Source organism: Bradyrhizobium sp. BRP56 (genome assembly GCF_020194035.1).
Taxonomy (GTDB): domain Bacteria; phylum Pseudomonadota; class Alphaproteobacteria; order Rhizobiales; family Xanthobacteraceae; genus Bradyrhizobium; species Bradyrhizobium australafricanum.
The window spans coordinates 67,857-89,387 of record NZ_JADYVV010000011.1; the positions used below are offsets into that span (position 1 = coordinate 67,857).

Consider the following 21,531-nt stretch of genomic DNA (forward strand, 5'->3'; position numbering starts at 1 on the left):
CGGATCGTTGCTTGGGATGCTCTCGCGAACACAAGCGTGAAAGCCAACCGTTCACTCGGCCGCGGCGGTGGCGGCCGCCCGTCGCGGCCGCGTGACGACCACGACCGCGAGCGCCGCCGCGACGAAGGCCGTAGCCACGTAGCCTGCGCTGTGCAGCCATTCGCGGGCGAACAGCAAGCCACCGATCGCGGAGCCGATGGCCTGACCGATATACAGCACCGAGGTATTGAGCGAGACCGACGCCGAAGCGAGCGCCGGCGCCGCACCGACCAGGCGTACCTGCTGCATCGAATTGGTCGATGCAAAGCCGAGGCCCCACACCGCGACGGAGGCGGCCATCAGGCCGTAGGCGCCGGCGCTCAGCGCCCAGCCGGCGACGCCTGCGAGCAGCAGCACGGTGAACAGGACCGAAGTCTTCCAGGCGCCCCAGGAATCCACCACGCGCGTTGCGATCACGATGCCGACGAACCCGAAGATGCCGTAGAGCGCGAACACGATCCCGACGGCGTCCGCATTGGCGCCGGTCAGTTTGGCGAGCAGCGGCCCCATGAAGGTGAACACCACGAACTGGCCGGACATCTGCAGCGTCGTGATCGACAGCAGCAGAATGACCATCGGATTGCGGCCGAGATCGACCCAGGTTCTGAGGTCAACCGGCGCACCGTGCAGCCCGCCTGGTAGCCGCCACCACAGCAGCAGGGAGCTAACGAGCCCGGTCAGCGCGATCGCGCCATAGGTCGCGCGAAAGCCGTAGCGGCTTGCGATGAAGGTGATCAGCGGCAGCCCGATCGCGGCAGCAAGCGACCAGCCGAGGAAGATGTAGGCAATCGTGCTGCCGCGCTTCTCCACCGGCACGATCAGTGCCGCGGTGCCTGCCGCCTGCGGCGTGTAGAGCACGCCGACCGCGAGCATCACCAGCCGAATGATCAGGAGGCTGTCGTAGTTCGGCACGAAGGCGGAAGCCGCATTGGTCAGCGTCAGCACCAGCAGCGTCGCCGTCAGCAGCGCCCGCCGCTCGATCCGGCTGGTCAACCACGCCGTCACCGGCGAGCCCACGCACAGCACGATCGCGCCGACGGTAATCAGGAGACCCGCGGTGTGGATCGTGACGCCGAGTCCGTCGGACAACTCCGCCAGCATGCCGGCCGGCGCCAGCACCGAGCAGCCGGTGACGATGTTGCCGAGCATCAATGCGGTGGGAGCGAAGCGTTTCACGCCGCGTTGTTAGCAGACGTCGAGATCGATGCAACTGCATCTAAATGCATGGCACCTGATCGAACGGCGCCTCTTGCGCTCATGGCGACGGCGACGCCGCCGGCACGGCGCTGACGCTCGGCGACACGGCGGCCGGCAACGGGCTCGCAGGCTTCGGACCGGCGGTCGCCGCCGGGCATGATGCCAGAAGCTGCGTCCAGCCCTGCTCCAGCCCGGTGGTGCCGATATCGAATGTCGCAAGGCCGGACTTGGTGTCAGACTTGACGTCGGACTTGGCGTCAGGCTTGGCGTCAGGCTTGGCGTCGGTTGCCAGCGCGCTTTCGCCGATCTGCAGATGCGGGGCCGCGAGCATCGCCTTGACGATGTCCGAGGTCACCGCCTCGCTCCAGACCTCGTATTTGCCGAACCGTGCCGACCGGCCGAATGCAACGGTCTTGGTCGCGCCGGCCATCATCAGCACCGTGCTCTTGCCGGCTGCCCCCTCCTCGAACTCGCGCACGAACATCAGCCGCCCGCGATCCTTGCTCTCGCAGAACAGCCGCCACTCCATCATGCGGAACGCGCTGCCGTCGGCCCTTTTCTGCTGCACGATCTTGCGAACATAGGGCCGTGTCTCCTTCTCCACCGCCCACAGGGTTTCCGGCAGCGGCCGCGTATCGATGCCGAATCGATAGAGCTCCGGCCGCGTCAGCACGTGCAGGTCCTCGAACTTCACGGACTTGATGAGGTCACTGAGCTCATGGCTGATGCCCATCGCCGCGAGGAATACATTGCGGTCGCGATCGGCGCTCACCATCTCGCGCCGCCTGAAGTCCGCGACGACCTGCGCAGGCGGATGCCCGTGGACGACGAACATCAGCTTGGAGTTATGCACCGCGAGCACCGAATCGGGCGCCACCTCGCGGCTGGTCGCGCCCAGGAACAGATAGGCGCAGGCCGACACGCACATCGCGTTGCGCGTGGTGAGTTCGGCCTCGACCTCTCCCTTGGCAGCCTTGATCTTCAGGCAGGCGGCGTCGATCTGCGTGCCGGTGGAACAGGCCGGCACAATGGTACGGCCGACCCGGGCGATTGCCTTGTGCGCGCGCAGGAACCGCGCGATCCCATAGGACTGCTCGACGTTTCCGCCCGGCGAATGAAGGTAGATCGGAAGCTGCCTGTCCTTGTTGGCAAACAGGAAGGTGCGAATCCGCTGCGCGGCTTCCCGATCGATCTCGCCTTCGATCGCGATCCAGCGATCGCAGCCGGCGCCGCAGGCGTTCGCCGGCCCATGGGCGAGATAGATGGTCAGCTTTTTCGCAAATCCGGTCTTCTGGACCGGTGTTTCTTCCGCCCGCAACACGCCCGGGATCAGAAGCAACGCCACGAAAAACAGGAGACGGGAAAACATGAACCTTGCGGATCGCGCGATGGCGGAAAACGGAGGCCGGACGTTAGACGATGATCGGCAGCGTCGCAACGATCCGTGGCGTCGCCTGCAGCCGAGCCTTGTTCAAATCCGTGCGGCCGGAGGCCCATTTTCTTGATATTGCCGGATTGCAGGCGCCAAATCCCCTGCTATACCGCTGCTTTCCGCTTACCTGCGCTCGTTCGCAGGAGTGAGCTACAGGAGTCACCATGGCCGATACGCCACCCAAATCCGAATCCGGATTCCAGTACAGCCTCTCCAACCTCAAGCCCGCAGAACCCGTGAACAAGATCGTCCTCACCTTCCCTGACGGAGCGAGGCGCGATTTCCCGAGAGGGACCACCGGTCTCGACATCGCCAAAGGCATTTCGCCCTCGCTCGCCAAGCGCACCGTCGCGATGGCGCTCGACGGCACGCTTGCCGACCTCAATGATCCGATCGAGGCCGACGCCAAGATCGAGCTGATCGGCCGCGAAGACCCGCGCGCGCTGGAACTGATCCGGCACGATGCCGCGCATGTGCTGGCGGAGGCCGTGCAGTCGCTGTGGCCGGGCACCCAGGTCACGATCGGCCCGGTGATCGAGAACGGCTTCTACTACGACTTCTTCCGCAACGAGCCGTTCACCCCGGAAGATTTTGCCGCGATCGAGAAGCGGATGCGCGAGATCGTCGCGCGCGACAAGCCGTTCACCAAGGAAGTCTGGGATCGCGAGAAGACCAAGCAGGTGTTCCGCGACAAGGGCGAGGCCTTCAAGGTCGAGCTGGTCGACGCCATTCCCGGCAACGAGCCGATCAAGATCTACTTCCAGGGCGACTGGTTCGATCTCTGCCGCGGCCCGCACATGACCTCGACCGGCAAGATCGGCAACGCCTTCAAGCTGATGAAGGTGGCGGGTGCGTATTGGCGCGGCGATTCCAACAATCCGATGCTGACCCGCATCTACGGCACGGCATTCGCCGGGCAGGAAGACCTCGACGCCTATCTCAAGCAGATCGAGGAAGCCGAGAAGCGCGACCACCGCAAGCTCGGCCGCGAGCTCGACCTGTTCCACTTCCAGGAGGAAGGCCCGGGCGTGGTGTTCTGGCACCCCAAGGGCTGGACCATCTTCCAGCAGCTGATCGCCTATATGCGGCGCCGGCTGCTCGGCGACTACAACGAGGTCAACGCCCCGCAGATCCTCGACAAGGCGCTGTGGGAGACCTCGGGCCATTGGGACTGGTACCGCGAGAACATGTTTGCGGCGCAGTCCGCCGGCGACGAGGCCGAGGACAAGCGCTGGTTCGCGCTGAAGCCGATGAACTGCCCGGGCCATGTGCAGATCTTCAAGCACGGGCTGAAGAGCTACCGCGACCTGCCGTTGCGGCTCGCCGAGTTCGGCGTCGTGCATCGCTACGAGCCGTCGGGCGCGATGCACGGCCTGATGCGGGTGCGCGGCTTCACCCAGGACGACGCCCATGTGTTCTGCACCGAGCAGCAGCTCGCCGACGAGTGCCTCAAGATCAACGACCTGATCCTGTCGACCTACGCCGACTTCGGTTTCGACGGCGAGCTCACCGTCAAGCTCTCGACGCGGCCGGAGAAGCGGGTCGGCACCGACGAGATGTGGGATCACGCCGAGCGCGTGATGGCGACGGTGCTGTCGGAGATCAAGGCCAAGGGCAGCAACCGCATCCGGACCGAGATCAATCCGGGCGAAGGCGCGTTCTACGGACCGAAGTTCGAGTATGTGCTGCGCGACGCCATCGGCCGCGACTGGCAGTGCGGCACGACCCAGGTCGACTTCAACCTGCCGGAGCGGTTCGGCGCGTTCTACATCGATCATGACGGCTCGAAGAAGGCGCCTGTCATGGTGCACCGCGCGATCTGCGGTTCGATGGAGCGCTTCATCGGCATCCTGATCGAGCACTATGCCGGCAACTTCCCGCTCTGGCTGGCGCCGACCCAGCTCGTGGTCACGACCATCACCTCCGAAGGCGACGAGTACGCCAAGGTGGTGGCGGCGGCAGCGCGCCGCGCCGGGCTCCGGGTCGAGATCGACCTGCGCAACGAGAAGATCAACTACAAGGTCCGCGAGCACTCGCTGGCCAAGATCCCGGCCCTGCTCGTCGTCGGCAAGAAGGAAGCCGAGACCCACTCGGTCTCGGTCCGCCGCCTCGGCAGCGAGCGGCAGACCGTGATGCCGACCGATGAGGCGATCGCCGCGCTGGTGGATGAGGCGACGCCGCCCGACGTGAAGCGGGCGCGATCCGTCGCCTGATCTTCACAATCGGTCTAAACTGGCTTTCATTGGCTTGGTCGTGTCCCCATCTTGGGGGGCACGACTCCCCTTGAAGGACATTTCCGTGCCCGATGCCATTGAACTCCTGAAGACGCGCCGCTCGATGAAACCGCGCGAGATGACCGGCCCGGGCCCGTCCGCGGCCGAGCTCGAGACCATTTTGACGATCGGCGCACGCGTACCCGACCACGGCAAGCTCGCGCCCTGGCGCTTCATCGTGTTCGAGGGCGATGCCCGCGCGCGGGCCGGCGACGTGATCGCAAAGGTCTTCGCCCGGAAGAATCCCGGCGCGCCGGCCTCCGACATCGAGGTCGAGAAGAAACGCCTGACCGACGCGCCGCTGGTGATCGGCGTGGTCTCCTTCACCAAGCCGCACCCGAAGGTGCCGCCGTGGGAGCAGGAATTGTCGGCGGGCGCCAGCGCGATGAACATCGTTACCGCGGCGACCGCGCTCGGCTACGGCGCCTGCTGGCTGACCGGCTGGTTTGTCTTCGACCGCGACGTGCTCGACGGCCTCGGCCTCAAGCCGGACGAGAAGCTCGCCGGGCTCATTCACATCGGCACCCCGACCAGGCCGAGCGAGGACCGCCCGCGCCCGGCCCTGTCCGATATCGTGACGCGGTTCTAGGGTATAGCCTTGTAGCCCGCATGAGCGGAGCGATATGCGGGACACTCGTCCCGGGTGTCGCTTCGCTCACCCGGGCTACAAAACCCCTCGCCATTGTCGGGCATGACGACTACTGAAAGACTCTGTCGAAGAGGATGGATGCCCGGGTCAAGCCCGGGCATGACGACCGGAAAAACGTTACGCCGCCTTCGACGCACGCTCCGCAAAGCCGCTCAGCAAGGCCGCGATCTCGCCGGCCGGTCTCGCCGCGCTGAACAGAAATCCCTGCACCTCGTTGCAACCTTCGGCGCGCAGCCAGTCGAGCTGGTCTGTCGTCTCGACCCCTTCCGCGGTCGTGGTGATCCTGAGGCTGCGGCCAAGGCCCGAGATCGCGCGCACGATCGCGAGGCAATCGGAGCGCCGCGCCAGATCCTTCACGAAGGAGCGGTCGATCTTGATCTTGTCGAACGGGAAGCTGCGCAGATAGCTCAGGCTGGAATAGCCGGTGCCGAAATCGTCCATCGAGATGCTGACGCCGAGTTCGCGCAGCTGATGCAGGATCGCGAGGTTGGCCTCGGTTTCCGCCAGGAACACCGACTCGGTGATCTCGAGCTCGAGCCGCCGCGCCGACAGGCCGGAATGCGCCAGCGCCGAGATCACGGCCTGGACCAGATTGCGGCTGCGGAACTGCACCGGCGACAGATTGACGGCGACCTTGACGTCGGCCGGCCACTTGATCGCCTCCGAGCAGGCTTCGCGCAGCACCCATTCGCCGAGCGCGACGATCAGGCCGATGTCTTCGGTGACCGGGATGAACTCCGCAGGCGAGACCATGCCCTTCTGCGGGTGCCGCCAGCGCAGCAGCGACTCGAAGCCAGAGATGCGGTCGGCCGCGATATCGACCAGCGGCTGGTAGTGCAGCTCGAACTCGCCGTTGCTGAACGCCGCGCGCAGATCCCGCTCCATGTCGCGGCGCTTCTGCGCCTGCTGATCCATCTCCGGTTCGAAGAAGTGGTGCACGCCGCCGCCCTCGGACTTGGCGCGGTACAGCGCCATGTCGGCATTGCGCATCAATTCTTCCGACGTCGTGCCGTCGCCCGGTGACAGCGCGATGCCGACGCTGGCGCCGACCACGACCTCGAGCCCGTCGATGTTGTAGGGCGCGCTCAGCGCTTCGATCAGCCGTTCGGCGAAAGCGCTCGCCTCGTTCGGCGAAACGTCGGCCGCAAGCACGATCGCGAACTCGTCGCCGCCGAGGCGGGCCGCCACATTGTCGTCGCGGACCACCTCGCGCAGCCGCTCCGCCACCAGCTTGAGCAGCCGGTCGCCCATCGGATGTCCGAAGGAGTCGTTGACGTTCTTGAACAGGTCGAGGTCGATGCACATCACCGCGACGCGCTTGTTGCCACTGCGGCCGCGCTCCAGCGCCTCGCGCAGGCGCTCCTGGTAGAAATCGCGGTTCGGCAAATTGGTGAGACCGTCATGGTGCGCCATATGCGCGATCCGCGCTTCGGCGGCGCGGCGCTCGGTGATGTCGACCACCGCGACCAGATAGCCGTCGCGGCCCTCGAACGCCACCTTGCGTCCGAAGGTCAGAACATGGATCTCGCTGCCATCGGCCCTGATGTGCCGCCAGTCGCGGCTCGATTGATAGACGTCGCCGATCTCGCGCAACGCGGCGCTGTGCACGCTCCACTCATCCACCGGCCAGATCTGCCGCAGCGTCATGCCGAGAAACTTTTCCCGGCTGTATCCATAGTGTTGAACGGCGGCGTCGTTGACGCTGAGGAATTCCATCGTGCCGGCGTCGAACACCCACATCGGCATCGGGTTGTTCTCGAACAGCAGGCGGAACGACAGCTCGCGCTGCTTCAGCGCAGTGACGTCGGAGACGGTCAGCGACAGCATGTCGCCGAACGCCGTGACGCCGAGCCGCAGGCAGCGATCACCGCTGTCGATCTCGAACTGCCCGCCCGGGCCGCCGCCGACAAATCCACGCAGACGGCTCATCACCGATGACGCCGCAAGCGGGTTGCCGCCGGCGCTGAGCCGGCGCCACAGCAATTCGGTCGCAGGCTGCATCAGCAGCCTTGCGGCGCCCTGGTTGAGATGCACGATCTGGAAGTCGGCCGGCTCGCCGCGCGCATCGCGGATCGCGGCGAGCGACAGCACGCCCTCGTCGGTGGCCGAGAAAATCGTATCGAGCAGATTGTACTGCGCATTGCGCTCGTTGACGTAGACGCCGACCAGGATACCGCCCCAGCGCGACCGCGTCGGCAGCGCCAGCACGTCGAAGGTCCGCACCAGCCCGTCGCGGACGCAATGCGCCGACGCCAGATAGGGCCGGCAGTTCTCGCGCGCGTTTGCGGCGGCTTCGGTCAACGCGGTGGCGCAATCCGGCGGCAGGGCGCTGAGCGGAATGTCCCAGCGCTCGTCGTTCAGCCATGTCTGGACATAGCGGCCGGCGTGCGAGACGCTGAGCATGCCATCGACGCTCCGCAGCAGCACGATATGATCCGCGAGCCGGCCGAGACTGCCGAGCATCACGTCTTCATAGTGCGGCAGCTTTTCGCCGGGACGGACCGCGGCCTGCCACTTGCGTTGCAGAACCGGTACGTCGGCGAACATCTCGGAATTGAATTTGGCCGATGCTTTAGCTGATTTCTTGTTGGCCATGACCATGGCGCGCCCCACGCAAACACTAGTCCCCACGGCATCCAAGTCATGCCGCGACTTAACGTCATGTAAAAATAGGCAGGCCCGGTATCGCCGCGAGCGATTATGACGGCTCAAATTCGCGCGATGGTTAGTTCACATTAGAGACTATGACAGCTGCATGAAATGCAGGCCGGTCGGACGTCAGCGCGCCACGACCTCGACTTCGCCATCGACGCCGTTGACGACATTGAAGGGACGCTCGAACACCTTGCCTTCGTTCTTGGCGATCGCGCGATACTCGCCCTCGGAGAGCACGACGCGCGGGAACGCGCCGATCGATTCCTTGATCACGTCGCCGCCCGGCGTGATCACCGACCAGGCGGTGTTGGCGAGCGCCTCGCCGCCCCGCTCGCTGACCAGCTTGAGCGTGATGACGGCGGCGCGATGGGTGACGGTGACGTCGGTCAGCTTGCCCGCCGCGACGCGAATGTCGGAGCGCACCACCGAGTTGGCGTCGCCATAGTTGGAGACGATGTAGTAGGTGCCCTCGGGCAGCAGCGCGACGTCGCCGGCTGCAACGTTCGGCACCATTGGTCCACGGTCCGAGCCGTCGAACTGGCTGCCCTTGTAGATCGCAAACGAGATCTGGTTGGCGGGGATCTTGCTGCTGCCGACCCGGCCCTCGATCCGCAGGCCCCCGGCCGGGAGCACGAAGGACTCGCGGTCGGTCTCCGACTTCAAGCTGACGGCGCGCACCGCGCTGACGAGGCCGAGCGCGACATGGACGACATAGTTGCCGGGCGGCAGCACCACGTTAGGCGTCGCCCCGCGCTCTTCGCGGACCAGCTTGTAGGTGCCGTTGTCGTCAGGCTTGTCGGCGAACACCCGCCACACCAGCCCGGCATTGATGACCGGCAGGTCCTTGCCGTACCGCGCCGTCAGCGACAGCACCGCCTGCCCCGCGGCCGGCGAGCCGGCCGGCGGCACGGCGACCACCGGCGGCACGGTCGCAATCGAGGGCTGGACGATGGTCGGCTGGTTCAGCGGACCGGGCAGAACGGGCCCTGAACCGCCGCCCGATGGCGGCGCCAGGTTGAGTGCCGGACCGGACGGCACCTCAGGGACCGAGGCGGGCGGAATCGGCGGCGGCCGGTCGCTGAAGAACTGTGCAGATACGGAACCGGGGATCAGGGCGAGCAAAAATGCCGCAAGCGTCAACACCGGAAGGAGCCGCATGCCCCGCCCGCATCCGTCGATGCCGTTGCCCCTCGAAGTCATCATCATGCTTTTCAACGAAAACGCGGCAAATTCAAGCCTTCGTCCAAGGGGATCGAAGGGGCGTCCAAGGCTTTGTCACAGTCCGGGCGGGCGGCGTCCGCCATTTGGAACCGCGCGATCAAGCCGATGTTAGCTCTACCGTCGCGGTCCAGTCACATTCCCTGCCTACCGCGGACTACCCGGGGCATGAATCATGCCTGTGGGAATAACCATGAAGACGGACGACGCTGGCGCAGCCATGCTGCGCAGCCTAGTCTCGCGCTGGCAGGAGATTTGTCGTGTTGGATAGCTGGATGGGCCGAGGCCACAAGAGCTCCGACGGCCCCGACAAGGTAGGACTGGGTACGGTTCGCCGGCCGGTCATCGGGCTTGCGCTCGGCGGCGGCGCCGCGCGCGGCTTTGCCCATATCGGTATCATCAAGACCCTGCTGGCCCACGGCATCGTCCCCAATGTGGTGGTCGGCACCTCGATCGGCTCCGTTGTCGGCGGCGCCTATGCGGCCGGCCATATCGAGACGCTGGAGCAGTGGGCGCGCGGCCTGCAGCCGCGCAGCGTGCTCGGCTACCTCGACATCCGCCTCAACGGCTCCGGCCTGATCCGCGGCGCCAAGCTGGCCGCCGAGATCGAGGCGGCGCTTGGCCAGGTCATGATCGAGGACCTCACGGTCAAGTTCGCCAGCGTCGCCACCGAAGTGCGCACCGGGCACGAGATCTGGCTGACCCAGGGCCGCGTGGTCGACGCCATGCGCGCCTCCTACGCGCTGCCCGGCATCTTCGCGCCGGTCCTGATCGGCGACCGCTGGCTGGTCGACGGCGCGCTGGTCAATCCGGTGCCGGTCTCGGCCGCGCGCGCGCTCGGCGCCGAGATCGTCATTGCGGCCAACCTCTCCAGCGACGTGTTCGCGCACTCGACCACGATCTACAATCACGGCCCCTCCGCCGCGCCCGAAGTGACGGTTGCGGTGACCGCCGAGGCCGAGCTCGAGCCGGAGCCGCCGAAGCGCCGGTTTGGCCGCTTCTTCTCCGCCGAACGCACCGTGAAGCGGGAGTTTTTCGGCAGCGCCAGCCGACCCGGCATCTCGAGCGTCATGGTCGACGCCTTCAACATCATGCAGGACCGCATCACCCGCGCACGCCTTGCCGGCGATCCGCCTGACATGCTGATCTCGCCGCGGGTCGGTCAGATCGGCTGGTTCGACTTCCACCGCGCCGACGACCTGATCGCGCACGGCATCCGTGCGGCCGAACGCTCCATCAGCGCAATCGAGGAGGCGATCGACATCCTGGCGCCGCCGTCGAGCGGCGCGGGTAGCACCGGGAAGTAGCGCTCAGGCGGTCTTGATGTAGTCGCGCAGCGCTTCCTGCTCGCGCTCATATTCCTCGACGCGCCGCTTGACGATGTCGCCGATCGAGATCAGCCCGACCACCTTGCCGTCCTCGACGACAGGAAGATGGCGGAATTTTCCCGTGGTCATCATCTCCATGATGCCGCTGACCGTATCGGACTCGCGGCAGCTCACGACCTTCTTGGTCATGACCGCGCTGACCGGTTCGTCCAGCGCGCCCGCGCCGCGCTCGCTGAGCACGCGCACGATGTCGCGCTCCGACAGGATGCCCTCCATGCGGCTCTGCTCCATCACAAGCACCGCGCCGATCTTGCGCTCGCCGAGCAGCTTGACCGCGGCCGAGAGCTTCGCGCCGGGCGCGACGCTCATGACCTGATGGCCTTTTGCATCGAGAATGGAACGTACCGTCATTGTCGGCCTCCCTGAATCCGCTCGCGCCCCGCTTGAGCGGAGCCGAGCCTGTTCGCCAGAGTCTTCAATCAACAGTTCCGCGCCGATTTCGGTTCCGGGGCGCGGCGAGTAGCAGGGCTCGATTTGTCGGCCCGCTTTGTTTCTGCGTCGCAAAGATGATGGAGGAATTCGATCCAGGCCGCAAGCGGCGATCAGACGCGCCCCGACTGATCCACCGACGACGCATCTGCAGCATCGTCCCGCGTGCGCGGCACCGGATCGAACAACGAGAACAGCAGCAGTCCGGCAAGGAAGCCGCCGATATGCGCCTGCCAGGCGACGCTCGCGCCCTCGCCGCCAAGCGACAGCGAGGTGGCGCCGAACAGGATGTTGACGCCGAACCATATCGCCAGGAAGGCGAGCACCCGTCCGTTGCGCAGCGCCCGCCACAGCGACAGCGCAGGCACCTTGGCCGCCGCCTCGGCATCGCCACGGCTGAACGACAGGAAGCTGCCCTTCACGAAGGCAAAGCGGATCGCCGCCGCCATCGTGCCCGACACCGAAGCCGAAGCTCCGATCATCGGCGCGATCGCGTGCTCATGGGTCAACAGATGCGCAAGCGCCCCGGCGGCCGCCGTCACCGCCATGAAGACAAAGAAACGCAGCGCGCCGAACCGCCGCGCCAGCGCGCTGCCGAACGGCAGCAGCCACAGCACGTTGAAGCCGATATGGGTGAGGTTGGCGTGCAGCAGCGAATAGGTGACGAAGGTCCAGACCTTGGCGCCTTCGCCGCCCGGAAAGGTGATGTCGAGCAGCGTTGAATCGTAGCGCTTCGGGATGAAGCCGAAGACGTCGATGGTCCAGTTCTCCAGCTCCGGCGGCAGCAGCACCCGCAGATGGATCGCCGCAATCAGGAGGATGTAGGCGGTGAGCGCCGGCGGCAAGGTCAGGATCGGCTCGCGCGGCGCCTCCGGCGGCGGCGCGAGCGGGGATTCGGGATGGGAGTCCAAGGGGTCGGCGACCTCGATGCGGCGGTGGATCAGAGATAGGCGGCTTTCGCACCCCTGTGCAAGTGCACAGTCCCAAAATCGGACACCGAGTGTCGCGCAGTGCGGAATCGGGACAAAAGAAAAGGGAGGGCGCTGAGAACGCCCTCCCTGATCGGCTGGTCTTCTCGTGCCCCGGAGGGATCGGGAGAGAATCCCCACCCCTCCCCGCACGGTGACCAAACTGTTTGACGCCACCTGTGTACCAACGGCGCCGGCGCTTGGGGCAGCCGGCACGAACGGGAACGCGCGGACCCTACCCACAGGTTCCGCGGGGGCCAAGGACATAGTTAAATTTACGTTAACAACACAAAGCTGCCGATAAGCCGCCCAAAGCGCGGCCACGGCATGGACGCTGCACAGCCTTCCCTGCACAACAGAGAAGGGAAGGCGCCTGAGCAAAACCGGGACAGATGTGTCCCGCCGAGACAGGTGCCGGGCAAGGTTTAGATGAAACACAGCTCGAGCCGCGAGTTCTTCGCATATTGGAATGCGAAGCGCGGCACCGCACGTGCACCTGACCGGAGTGAGTTCGAGCCGTCCGCGGTACGCGAACTGCTGTCCGATATCTTCGTGCTGTCCTATGACGGCGAGACCCGATTTCCGTTCCGCGTCGCCGGCACCCGCACCTCCGCCCTACTCGGCTGCGACCTCAAGAACCGGAGCTTTTCCGCCCTGTTCACCAGCGCGAGCCGCGGCGAGATCGAAGACATCATCACCTGTGTCGTCGAAGAGACCCTGCCGGCCATCGCCGGCATCACCGCCACGACCGAGAGCGGCGCCAAGGCGCATCTCGAACTGCTGCTGCTCCCCTTCACCGCCCGCGTCCATGTGCCGGCGAGCCTCACCGGCCTGCTCGCCCCGTTCGAGGACGACGTCGGCCGGCTGCACGACCTGGTGCTGACCTCGTGGCGCTACCTGCATCCCCAGGAGCGGTTCGTGCCGCGGACCCTGCGCAAGCTCGCGATCGCGCGCGGCCTGATGGTCTACGAGGGCCTGCGCTAGCCGCCGGCGCCCGCCTTGGGACGGGACGGCAGGCGCCGGCGGCTTGCACCCCGCCCCGCGGAACTCTATTAGCTGTCTGGCCGTCACGGCGGGGTGGACCCGCTCATTGCAGCTGCGGCCGGGCTGGGCATGTTTCGGAATTCGATCAGGCAGAAGATCGTCGGCATTGCCGCGGGACTCATCATCCTCGCGGTGATCACCTCGCTGCTGTCGATGGTGATGGCGGGTCAGGTCGGCCATCTCCTCGACGAGCTCACCAACCGCTACATCCCCGCCTATGGCCACCTCGCCCGCGTCAACATCCGCGCGCTGGAGCGCTCGCTCGCCATGCGCCGGATGATGATGGCGAAGATGCAGGCGCCGGCCGAAGACTCCGGCTACGAAAGCGCGCGCAAGGCCTTCGACGAGATCGAGCCCCTGATCAAGCGCGAGGCCGATGCCGCACGCGTGCTGATCGATGCGATCATCGCCGATCCCTCGACGCCATCCGACAACGCCGCGCTCGGACGCCTCGATGACCGCATCGACAATGCCGTCAACGACCTCCTGATGCGCCTGAACGCAGAGAACAAGACGCTGCTCGAGCAAATCGACGCCAAGGACTTTGCGGCGGCGAAAGCGACCACGCTGCGCGCCGACGCCCTGCGCGACGACTTCAACACCAGGATCGAGAGCATCCGCGCCGACATGCTGGCGCAGGTCGCTTCGGCCGCTGCGAAGGTGATGAGTGCGCAGCAGCGGGCGATCATCATCTCCGGCGTCGTGACCGCCATAGCCGCGATCCTCGGCTTCGTGTTCGCGATGCTGGTCGGCAGCGGCATCACGCGTCCGGTGATGCGCCTGCTCGAAAGCACCCGCGAGGTCGAGGCCGGCCGCCTCGACGGTGCCATCACCATCACGACCCAGGACGAGATCGGCCAGCTGTCGGCCGCCTTCAACCGCATGATCGAGACGCTGCGCCACAACCAGCGCATCCGCGAGACGTTTGGCCGCTACATCAATCCGCGGATCGCCGAGGGCCTGCTCGAACAGCCGGCGATCGCCGCGACCGAAGGACAGCGCCGCGTCATGACGGTGATGTTCTGCGACATGAAGGGCTTCACCAGCCTGAGCGAGGGCGTGACGCCGAGCGGCCTCGTCAAGATCATGAACCTCTATCTGTCGACGATGTCAGCGCCGGTCCATGCGCATCGCGGCATCATCGACAAATATATCGGCGACGCCATCATGGCCTATTGGGGTGCGCCCTTCGTCGAGGAAGCCGAGCAGACCCATCTGGCCGCGCTTGCCGCCATCGACATGATCGGCCAGGTCAACCAGCTGCGCAAGGATCTGCCCGAACTGCTCGGCGTGCGCGTGATTCCGGCCGATTGCGACATCCGGATCGGGATCGCTACCGGCGAGGCCCTGGTCGGCAGCATCGGCTCCGAGTTCATGATGAGCTACACCGTGCTCGGCGACACCGTGAACCTCGCCTCGCGGCTGGAAGGCGCCAACAAGTTTTACGGCAGCCGCAGCCTGATCTCGGAGGCCACCGCCGCGGCCTGCGCCGCAACGATCGAGCTCCGCGAGATCGATCGTCTCGTGGTGATGGGGCAGACCCAGCCGGTCGCGGTGTTCGAGATCCTCGGCAAGAAGGACGAACTGACGCCGGCGCAGACCGAGTTGCGGCAGCGTTACGCGGACGGTCTCGCCGCCTATCGCGAGCGCCGCTGGGATGACGCCGAGCAGGCCTTCACCGCCGCGCTGGCGGCGGCGCCCGGCGACGGCCCGTCGATCGCCATGAAGGCGCGCGTCGCAGCCTTCAGGCAGGATCCGCCGGCGGCCGATTGGGACGGCGCCTGGCATCTGGAGCGGAAGTAGCGGCGCCACGCTCATCCAGGCTCCGCCGCTACAGCTGGGCCTCGATTGCAACCTTGTCGATCACCGACCAGACCTGCACGATCTTCCCGTCGCGGAATTCGTAGAACACGTTCTCGGCAAAGAAGACGCGCTTGCCGTTGACGCCGATACCGAGGAACGTGCCGTTCGGCGAACAGTCGAACGCCAGCCGGCTCGCGACATGGGACGCATCCGACACCAGCAGTTCGATGTTGAAGCGAAGATCCGGGATGTCGCGAAAGTCCCCTTCCAGCATCTCGCGATAGCCGGATAACCCGAGCCGCCGGCCGTTGTGGCACACATGCTCGTCAACGAACTGACCGAGTTGCGGCCAGTCCTGGCGATTCAAACAGGCAATGTAGTTCCGGTAGATCTCGGCGAGGTCCGTCCTCATCATCGATCGTCCTCCTTGCCGCGGGTATAGCCATTGAGCATTCGACTGTGATTCTAACACCGATGTTAGTTTCGACTCCGATGTCCGATGGCGCGAACGAAACACTCAGCCGGCGTGCACGTGAAAGCGCGACGTCCCGAAGAGACAGTGCGATTGCCGCTTCGGCAAACAATTTCTCAAAACGCGCGGAATGTCTCCCGTGATCGGGAGTTAGTGCTTCAGGTCAATAACTGTCCTTGTCAAATCGGGAGGCGTCCATGATCAAGTCGCCGATGATGCTTGCGGCATTTCTGACAGCGCCGATCATTCTGTTCCCACCGCAGACCGCCATCGCGGCTGGCGGAGGTGGCGGCGGTGGTGGTGGTGGCGACCCATACGGGTCGAGCTACGGCACTCCCGCGCCGTCCTATCCCCAGCAGAAGGACAGAAAGACCACGCACAAGGTCAAGAAGCCCGTCAAGCAGTCCGGCTTCGAGGACCCGGCGTTCCGCGACGGCTATCGCGCGGCCTATGCGACAATCTACGAACACAACGACTACGCCGCCGCGATCGATCAGTTGCACGCACTCGGCCGCGATGATCAGCCTGATGTCGCGAACGTGATCGGCTACTCCTATCGCAAGCTCGGCGACTACAAGCAATCGCAGGTCTGGTACGAACGTGCGCTCAAGGCCGATCCGAACCACGTCCTGACGTGGAACTACTACGGCCTGTGGCAGATCGAACAGGGAAACCGCGACCAGGCGCAGTATCATCTGCAGCGGATCGCCGAGATCTGTGGCACCGACTGCGAGGAGTATCGGACGCTGGCGGCGGCACTGGAAAAGCCGCCGGGCACGAACCTCGTCTACTGAGCGCGTCGCGTAGCCTGCATGAGCGGAGCGACATGCGGGGAAGGACCGGCCCCGGATGTCGCTGTCGCTCGTCCGGGCTATGCCTGTGAGCCGCTTTGTTGGCGTGTCCGTTTTTGCGGGAATTTCGCCGTTTTGGTCGACGTGACCGGCGAGTAGCTTGCGTGCCGGGCGACGCACGCGGATATTTTGAGATCGATCATCATGACCTGGCGGCTTCTCGCGTGGAGCGGCATCGCCGTTGCCGCGCTGGTTCCAATCATCGGCGGCATCTGGCTCTTCACCCTGCCCGCCGCATCGGCATTCCGGGTTCCGCCGCCGATCGCCAAGGCCGAGCAGGATGCAACGCTCGCGGCGCTGAAGCCGCCGAAGCGGGCGCGCCCGCTGATCGCGATGCTCGGCATCAACGACATGACCGAGACCACCGACTATCTGATGCCCTACGGCATCCTCAAGCGCGCCGATGTCGCCGATGTCGTCACGCTGGCGACGGGACCCGGTCCGGTCGCGCTGTTCCCGGTGCTGAAGGTCGAGCCTGATGCGACCATCGCCGCATTCGATGCTGCACATGGCGACGGCGCCGACTACGTCATCGTGCCGGCGATGAGCCGCGACGACGATCCGGCGGTCATGCAATGGATCCGGCAGCAGGCGGAGAAAGGCGCCGTGATCGTCGCCGTCTGCGCCGGCGCCAAGGTGCTCGCCTCGACCGGCCTGCTCGACGGCAGGCGCGCCACCACGCACTGGTTTTACCTGAAGAACTGGCGCAGCAAACATCCCGCCATCCAATATGTCGCCGACCGCCGCATCGTGGTCGACCGCGGCGTCGCGACGACGACCGGGATTTCGGCGTCGATGCCGATGTCGCTGACCCTGATCGAGGCGATCGCCGGCCGCGACAAGGCCGAGGCCGTCGCGCGCGAGATCGGCCTGCCCGGCTGGGACGCGCGACATGACAGCAACGCCTTCAAGTTCACGCGTCCCTTCGCGCTGACCGCCATCCGGAACACGCTGGCGTTCTGGAACCGGGAACAGCTCGGCCTCGCGCTTGCCCCCGGCGTCGACGAGGTCTCGCTGGCGCTGGTCGCCGACAGCTGGTCGCGCACCTACCGCTCGCACGCCGTGACCTTCGCCGCGACCGGCGACGTCGTGACGACCCGCAACGGCCTGCGCGTCTATCCGCAGGTCGTGGCGTCGGCCTGGTCCGCGGATGGTCTGCTGCCCGCGGTCGGCACCGCGCCGCCCGCGCAGGCACTCGACCGGGCGCTCGCCGGAATCGAGACACGCTATGGCCGTGGTACGGCGGACTTCGTCGCCATGCAGCTCGAATATCCACGGGCTGACGCCGTGCAGTGAGGGATTGCGTCCCAGCAACGTATTCGATCCTCCATCGACCCCATTGTCATCTCCCTGTCATGAATTGTGCCGACACGTCAGCGCCGGACCAGTTCGGGGACACGCATGGGCTATTTCAAACGCTTCAACTTCCTGTTCGCTGCGCCGGTGTTCGAGGCCGACGACCTCGAGGGCATCCGCTTCAACCAGATCATCGCCGAGATCGAGCGCTCCGGCTTCGAGGTGGTCCGTGCCCGCAAGCTGGAGGATGCCGAGATCGCGGTGCAGACCGACGCCGCGATCGGCTGCATGGTGGTCGATTGGGGCAAGAAGGGCCTTGAGGGCAAGACCGCGGCGCTGATCAACCTGATGCGCCGGCGCGGCCTCGACTTCCCGATCATCCTCCTGATCCGGCGCAAGCGGTTCGAGGACCTGCCGGTCGAGGTGCTCGATTTCATCGACGGCTACGTGTTCCTGTCCGAGGAAACCCCGCCCTTCATCGCCAAGAACCTGATCTCCAGGCTGAAGCAATATGCCGAGAATTTGAAGACGCCGTTCTTCGGCGCGCTGGTCGACTATGCCGAGGAAGGCAACCAGCTCTGGACCTGCCCGGGCCACAATGGCGGCGTGTTCTACAGCCGCAGCCCAATCGGACGGGTGTTCGTCGAACATCTCGGCGAAGCGGTGTTCCGCGACGACCTCGACAATTCCGTGCTCGACCTCGGCGACCTCCTCACCCACGAAGGACCGGCGCTGCGGGCGCAGAAGGAGGCGGCGCGGATCTTCGGCGCCGAGAAGACCTATTTCGTGCTCAACGGCACCTCGACCTCCAACAAGGTCGCGCTCGGCTCGCTGGTCACCGACGGCGACCTCGTGCTGTTCGACCGCAACAACCACAAGGCCGCGCATCACGGCGCGCTTTTGATCGGCGGCGGCATCCCGGTCTACGTGCCGACGGTGCGCAACGCCTGGGGCCTGATCGGCCCGATGCGCTGGGACCTGCTCGACGAGGGCGCGCTGCGCGACCACGTCCGCAAGCACCCGCTGGTCAAGGACGAGAACGCCTGGAAGAAGGAGCGTCCGTTCCGCGTCGCCGTGGTCGAGCAGTGCACCTATGACGGCACCATCCACTCGGCCGAGATGATCCTCAAGCGGATCGGCCATCTCTGCGACTACATCCTGTTCGACGAGGCCTGGGCCGGCTTCATGAAATTCCACCCGATCTATGCCGGCCGCTTCGCCATGGGACTGTCCGATCTCGGCCCCGAGGCCCCCGGCATCATTGCGACCCAATCGACCCACAAGCAGCTCGCGAGCTTCTCGCAGGCCTCGCAGATCCACATCCGCGACCGCCACATCAAGGGCCAGAAGCGCCGGGTCGAGCACCGCCGCTTCAACGAAAGCTTCATGCAGCACGCCTCGACCTCGCCGTTCTATCCGATCTTCGCCTCGCTCGATGTCGGCGCGCAGATGATGAAGGGCCGCTCCGGCGAAGTCTTGTGGGACGACACGATCCGGCTCGGCATCGAGCTGCGCAAGAAGATCCGCGCCGTGAAGCGCGAGTTCGAGGAGAAGGAGACGCGCCCCGAGCGGCGCTGGTTCTTCGAGCCGTTCGTGCCGGACCGCGTCATGATCCCCGACGTCGCGCGCGAGAACGGCGTGCACAATGTCGCCTGGGAGACGATCTCGACCGATCAGCTCGCGACCAATCCGTCCTACTGGCAGCTCAGTCCCGGCGAGACCTGGCACGGCTTTCCCGAGCTGACCGCGGGCTTCGCCATGACCGACCCGAACAAGCTCACATTGCTGACGCCGGGCTTCGATCACGCCACCGGCGCCTACGCCGATCACGGCATCCCCGCGCCGGTGGTGGCGCAATATCTCCGCGAGAACCAGATCGTCGCCGAGAAGAACGACCTCAACTCCCTGCTTTTCCTGCTGACGCCCGGCGTCGAGGCCAGCAAGGCCGGCACACTGGTGTCGGGGCTCGTCGCCTTCAAGAAGCTGCACGACGACAACGCGCTGATCGAGGACGTCATCCCCGAATTCTTCCGCCGCCGCCCGCAACGCTATAGCGGGGTGCGGCTGCGCGACCTCTGCGGCGACATGCACCGCTTCTTCCGCGACGGCGGCGTCAGCACGCTGCAGGCCAGGCAATTCCTGCCCGAGCACCTGCCCGAGATCGCGATGTCGCCGCGCCAGGCCGCACAATATCTCATCCGCAACGATGTCGACTATCTGCCGATCGACCAGATCTTCGGCCGCGTCGCCGCGACGCCGTTCGTGGTCTACCCGCCCGGCATCGCCACCATCGTGCCCGGCGAGCGGCTGTCGGAACGCAGCAAGCCGATGATCGATTATCTGAAGATGTTCGAGGCGAGCTTCAATGCATTCCCGGGCTTCGAGGTCGAGGTCCAGGGCATCTACAAGGAGATCGACGGCTCCGGCCGCGTCCGCTTCTACACCTATGTCGTGTCCGAATAGGCGAACGGACGCAACACAATGGAGAATGATCACAAGATCACCGTCCGTCCTTCCCGCGACAGCGACGTCGACGCCATGCTGTCGATCTACCGCCACCATATCCGCCGCGGCGTCGAGGAAAGCGTCGACGACAGCGGCACGCCGGAGCCCGACGATCTGCGCGATCGCCGCAAGAATCTGCGCAACACCCGTCTGCCCCACCTCGTCGCGATCTGTGACGGCGAAGTGGTCGGCTATGCCTATGTCGTGCTGTTTCGCAAGCGTCCGGCCTACCACTACACGGTGAAGCATTCGATCTATGTGCATCACCGCTTCACCGGCCAGCGTGTCGGCGGCCGGCTGCTGCAGGAGTTGATTGACACCTGCGCCGCCGCCGGCTTCCGCCAGATGATCGGTTACATCGACAGCGACAACGCCGCCTCGCTCGCGCTGCACGACCGCTTCGGCTTCGCCCGCGTCGGGCATTTGCCCGGTGTCGCCTATCGGTATGGCCGCTGGTCCGACACCGTGATGGTGCAGCGCTCCCTCGCCGCCGGCGCCACCGCCCCGCCGCCCCCCGCGCCGCTGTCGCGACGGTGATGGGGGCCGGCCGCACCGTTTTTTCCACATTCGTCGTCCCGGCCTAGTGCGCAATTGCGCACGGGGGGCCGGGACCCATAACCACAGGATTGGATTGGCAAGGAAGGCTGTGGCCCCAGCGTCGCGCAATAATCACCTTCGGTGGTTATGGGTCCCGGCCTTCGCCGGGACGACAGCGAATGTGTTGCACGGCCGGTGAGTCATACACCGGCATTCTCGCGGCCTCTGCAGCGCGAGTTTTGCATTTCGTTTCGCCGCTCTGATGACAGAGGGCGCAGGGAAAGCCGGATGCCGATCGCACCCATGGGTCCCGAGCAATCCTGCAGGCTGCAAGGCGCAAGCGACCTGAACGCCCTACTCCAGCGTAAAGCCGACGCGCAGCGCCACCTGGTAGTGCCGGATCTTGCCGTCCTCGATATGGCCCCGCGTCTGCACCACCTCGAACCACTTCATTTCCCGGATCGTCTTTGACGCGCGGCTCACGGCGTTCTCGATCGCCGCCTCGATGCTCTTGTCCGATGATCCGACCAGTTCCAGGATTTTGTAGACGTGATCCTTGTCGTGCGTGGCGGGCATGTCGACCTCCTCTGTGGATGCGCGATCCGGACCGCTTGCGCTGCGGTTCGGACAGTCCATCGTCCGATGCGGGCCGGCGGCCGTCAAACCGACGAATGCTGCGCGGCAACACAGCGGACGAATTGAATCAACGTATCGCGGCGCCTTTGGTGCCAGCATGCAGTTCGTGCCAGCTGCGCACCTGCCCTTGTCCGTGCCT

The 21,531-nt window shown here is 65.6% G+C and carries 17 protein-coding genes; 9 read left to right on the forward strand and 8 right to left on the reverse strand.

Annotated elements, in window-relative coordinates; translation table 11 throughout:
• Nucleotides 1–51: 51 nt before the first annotated feature.
• Both I6F38_RS10480 and I6F38_RS10485 read right to left on the reverse strand, forming a co-directional pair.
• On the reverse strand, nt 52–1,188 hold the full coding sequence (locus I6F38_RS10480) for an MFS transporter (RefSeq protein WP_225160302.1): 1,137 nt from the start codon (nt 1,186–1,188) through the stop codon (nt 52–54).
• 106 nt (nt 1,189–1,294) lie between these two features.
• A complete protein-coding gene (locus I6F38_RS10485; protein ID WP_225160243.1) occupies nt 1,295–2,605 on the reverse strand; it encodes an ATP-dependent Clp protease proteolytic subunit in 1,311 nt (436 codons plus the stop codon).
• A gap of 227 nt (nt 2,606–2,832) precedes the next feature.
• On the opposite strand from I6F38_RS10485, the gene thrS reads away from it, so the two are divergent.
• Complete coding sequence (gene thrS / locus I6F38_RS10490; protein ID WP_225160244.1) at nt 2,833–4,881, forward strand: threonine--tRNA ligase; 2,049 nt, start codon at nt 2,833–2,835, stop codon at nt 4,879–4,881.
• 85 nt (nt 4,882–4,966) lie between these two features.
• Complete coding sequence (locus I6F38_RS10495) at nt 4,967–5,530, forward strand: nitroreductase (protein ID WP_076831733.1); 564 nt, start codon at nt 4,967–4,969, stop codon at nt 5,528–5,530.
• A 177-nt stretch (nt 5,531–5,707) separates the two neighbouring features.
• Here the strand turns inward: I6F38_RS10495 and I6F38_RS10500 are convergent, their stop codons facing one another.
• Nucleotides 5,708–8,191: an EAL domain-containing protein gene (locus I6F38_RS10500; protein ID WP_225160245.1), complete on the reverse strand. Its 2,484-nt coding sequence runs from the start codon at nt 8,189–8,191 to the stop codon at nt 5,708–5,710.
• A gap of 177 nt (nt 8,192–8,368) precedes the next feature.
• A complete protein-coding gene (locus I6F38_RS10505; protein WP_225160303.1) occupies nt 8,369–9,445 on the reverse strand; it encodes a hypothetical protein in 1,077 nt (358 codons plus the stop codon).
• Between the two features lie 293 nt (nt 9,446–9,738).
• On the opposite strand from I6F38_RS10505, the gene I6F38_RS10510 reads away from it, so the two are divergent.
• Nucleotides 9,739–10,770 carry a patatin-like phospholipase family protein gene (locus I6F38_RS10510; protein ID WP_092082213.1) on the forward strand — a complete coding sequence of 344 codons (1,032 nt, stop codon included), beginning with the start codon at nt 9,739–9,741 and terminating at the stop codon, nt 10,768–10,770.
• Between the two features lie 3 nt (nt 10,771–10,773).
• Here the strand turns inward: I6F38_RS10510 and I6F38_RS10515 are convergent, their stop codons facing one another.
• Entirely contained in the window at nt 10,774–11,202 is a 429-nt protein-coding gene (locus tag I6F38_RS10515; protein WP_028336151.1) for a CBS domain-containing protein, read from the reverse strand.
• A 191-nt stretch (nt 11,203–11,393) separates the two neighbouring features.
• Entirely contained in the window at nt 11,394–12,191 is a 798-nt protein-coding gene (locus I6F38_RS10520; protein ID WP_168856741.1) for a rhomboid family intramembrane serine protease, read from the reverse strand.
• A gap of 486 nt (nt 12,192–12,677) precedes the next feature.
• Here I6F38_RS10520 and I6F38_RS10525 point away from each other — a divergent pair, with 486 nt between their 5' ends.
• Both I6F38_RS10525 and I6F38_RS10530 read left to right on the forward strand, forming a co-directional pair.
• Entirely contained in the window at nt 12,678–13,232 is a 555-nt protein-coding gene (locus tag I6F38_RS10525; RefSeq protein ID WP_225160246.1) for a PAS domain-containing protein, read from the forward strand.
• A gap of 129 nt (nt 13,233–13,361) precedes the next feature.
• A complete protein-coding gene (locus I6F38_RS10530) occupies nt 13,362–15,095 on the forward strand; it encodes an adenylate/guanylate cyclase domain-containing protein (RefSeq protein WP_225160247.1) in 1,734 nt (577 codons plus the stop codon).
• A gap of 28 nt (nt 15,096–15,123) precedes the next feature.
• Here the strand turns inward: I6F38_RS10530 and I6F38_RS10535 are convergent, their stop codons facing one another.
• Complete coding sequence (locus tag I6F38_RS10535; protein ID WP_225160248.1) at nt 15,124–15,510, reverse strand: ester cyclase; 387 nt, start codon at nt 15,508–15,510, stop codon at nt 15,124–15,126.
• A gap of 254 nt (nt 15,511–15,764) precedes the next feature.
• Between I6F38_RS10535 and I6F38_RS10540 the strand changes: the two genes are divergently transcribed.
• The 4 genes from I6F38_RS10540 (at nt 15,765) to I6F38_RS10555 (ending at nt 20,756) form a co-directional block, all read left to right on the forward strand.
• Complete coding sequence (locus I6F38_RS10540; RefSeq protein WP_225160249.1) at nt 15,765–16,361, forward strand: tetratricopeptide repeat protein; 597 nt, start codon at nt 15,765–15,767, stop codon at nt 16,359–16,361.
• 201 nt (nt 16,362–16,562) lie between these two features.
• Entirely contained in the window at nt 16,563–17,714 is a 1,152-nt protein-coding gene (locus I6F38_RS10545) for a DJ-1/PfpI family protein (RefSeq protein ID WP_225160250.1), read from the forward strand.
• A gap of 105 nt (nt 17,715–17,819) precedes the next feature.
• Complete coding sequence (locus I6F38_RS10550; RefSeq protein WP_225160251.1) at nt 17,820–20,177, forward strand: Orn/Lys/Arg decarboxylase N-terminal domain-containing protein; 2,358 nt, start codon at nt 17,820–17,822, stop codon at nt 20,175–20,177.
• Nucleotides 20,178–20,195: 18 nt separating this feature from the next.
• On the forward strand, nt 20,196–20,756 hold the full coding sequence (locus tag I6F38_RS10555) for a GNAT family N-acetyltransferase (RefSeq protein ID WP_225160252.1): 561 nt from the start codon (nt 20,196–20,198) through the stop codon (nt 20,754–20,756).
• A gap of 354 nt (nt 20,757–21,110) precedes the next feature.
• Here I6F38_RS10555 and I6F38_RS10560 read toward each other — a convergent pair whose 3' ends face one another.
• Nucleotides 21,111–21,332 (reverse strand): dodecin, encoded by a 222-nt coding sequence (locus I6F38_RS10560; RefSeq protein WP_026192947.1) that lies wholly within the window; start codon nt 21,330–21,332, stop codon nt 21,111–21,113.
• Nucleotides 21,333–21,531: the final 199 nt, after the last annotated feature.

Coding starts and splice junctions, on each gene's coding strand:
- I6F38_RS10515 (WP_028336151.1), bottom strand. CDS start 11,202: ATGACGGTACGTTCCATTCTCGATGCAAAAGGCCATCAGGTCATGAGC.
- I6F38_RS10555 (WP_225160252.1), top strand. CDS start 20,196: ATGGAGAATGATCACAAGATCACCGTCCGTCCTTCCCGCGACAGCGAC.
- I6F38_RS10505 (WP_225160303.1), bottom strand. CDS start 9,445: ATGACTTCGAGGGGCAACGGCATCGACGGATGCGGGCGGGGCATGCGG.
- I6F38_RS10480 (WP_225160302.1), bottom strand. CDS start 1,188: ATGCTCGGCAACATCGTCACCGGCTGCTCGGTGCTGGCGCCGGCCGGC.
- I6F38_RS10500 (WP_225160245.1), bottom strand. CDS start 8,191: ATGGTCATGGCCAACAAGAAATCAGCTAAAGCATCGGCCAAATTCAAT.
- I6F38_RS10535 (WP_225160248.1), bottom strand. CDS start 15,510: ATGATGAGGACGGACCTCGCCGAGATCTACCGGAACTACATTGCCTGT.
- I6F38_RS10525 (WP_225160246.1), top strand. CDS start 12,678: ATGAAACACAGCTCGAGCCGCGAGTTCTTCGCATATTGGAATGCGAAG.
- I6F38_RS10530 (WP_225160247.1), top strand. CDS start 13,362: ATGTTTCGGAATTCGATCAGGCAGAAGATCGTCGGCATTGCCGCGGGA.
- I6F38_RS10550 (WP_225160251.1), top strand. CDS start 17,820: ATGGGCTATTTCAAACGCTTCAACTTCCTGTTCGCTGCGCCGGTGTTC.
- I6F38_RS10510 (WP_092082213.1), top strand. CDS start 9,739: ATGGGCCGAGGCCACAAGAGCTCCGACGGCCCCGACAAGGTAGGACTG.
- I6F38_RS10485 (WP_225160243.1), bottom strand. CDS start 2,605: ATGTTTTCCCGTCTCCTGTTTTTCGTGGCGTTGCTTCTGATCCCGGGC.
- thrS (WP_225160244.1), top strand. CDS start 2,833: ATGGCCGATACGCCACCCAAATCCGAATCCGGATTCCAGTACAGCCTC.
- I6F38_RS10560 (WP_026192947.1), bottom strand. CDS start 21,332: ATGCCCGCCACGCACGACAAGGATCACGTCTACAAAATCCTGGAACTG.
- I6F38_RS10545 (WP_225160250.1), top strand. CDS start 16,563: ATGACCTGGCGGCTTCTCGCGTGGAGCGGCATCGCCGTTGCCGCGCTG.
- I6F38_RS10540 (WP_225160249.1), top strand. CDS start 15,765: ATGATCAAGTCGCCGATGATGCTTGCGGCATTTCTGACAGCGCCGATC.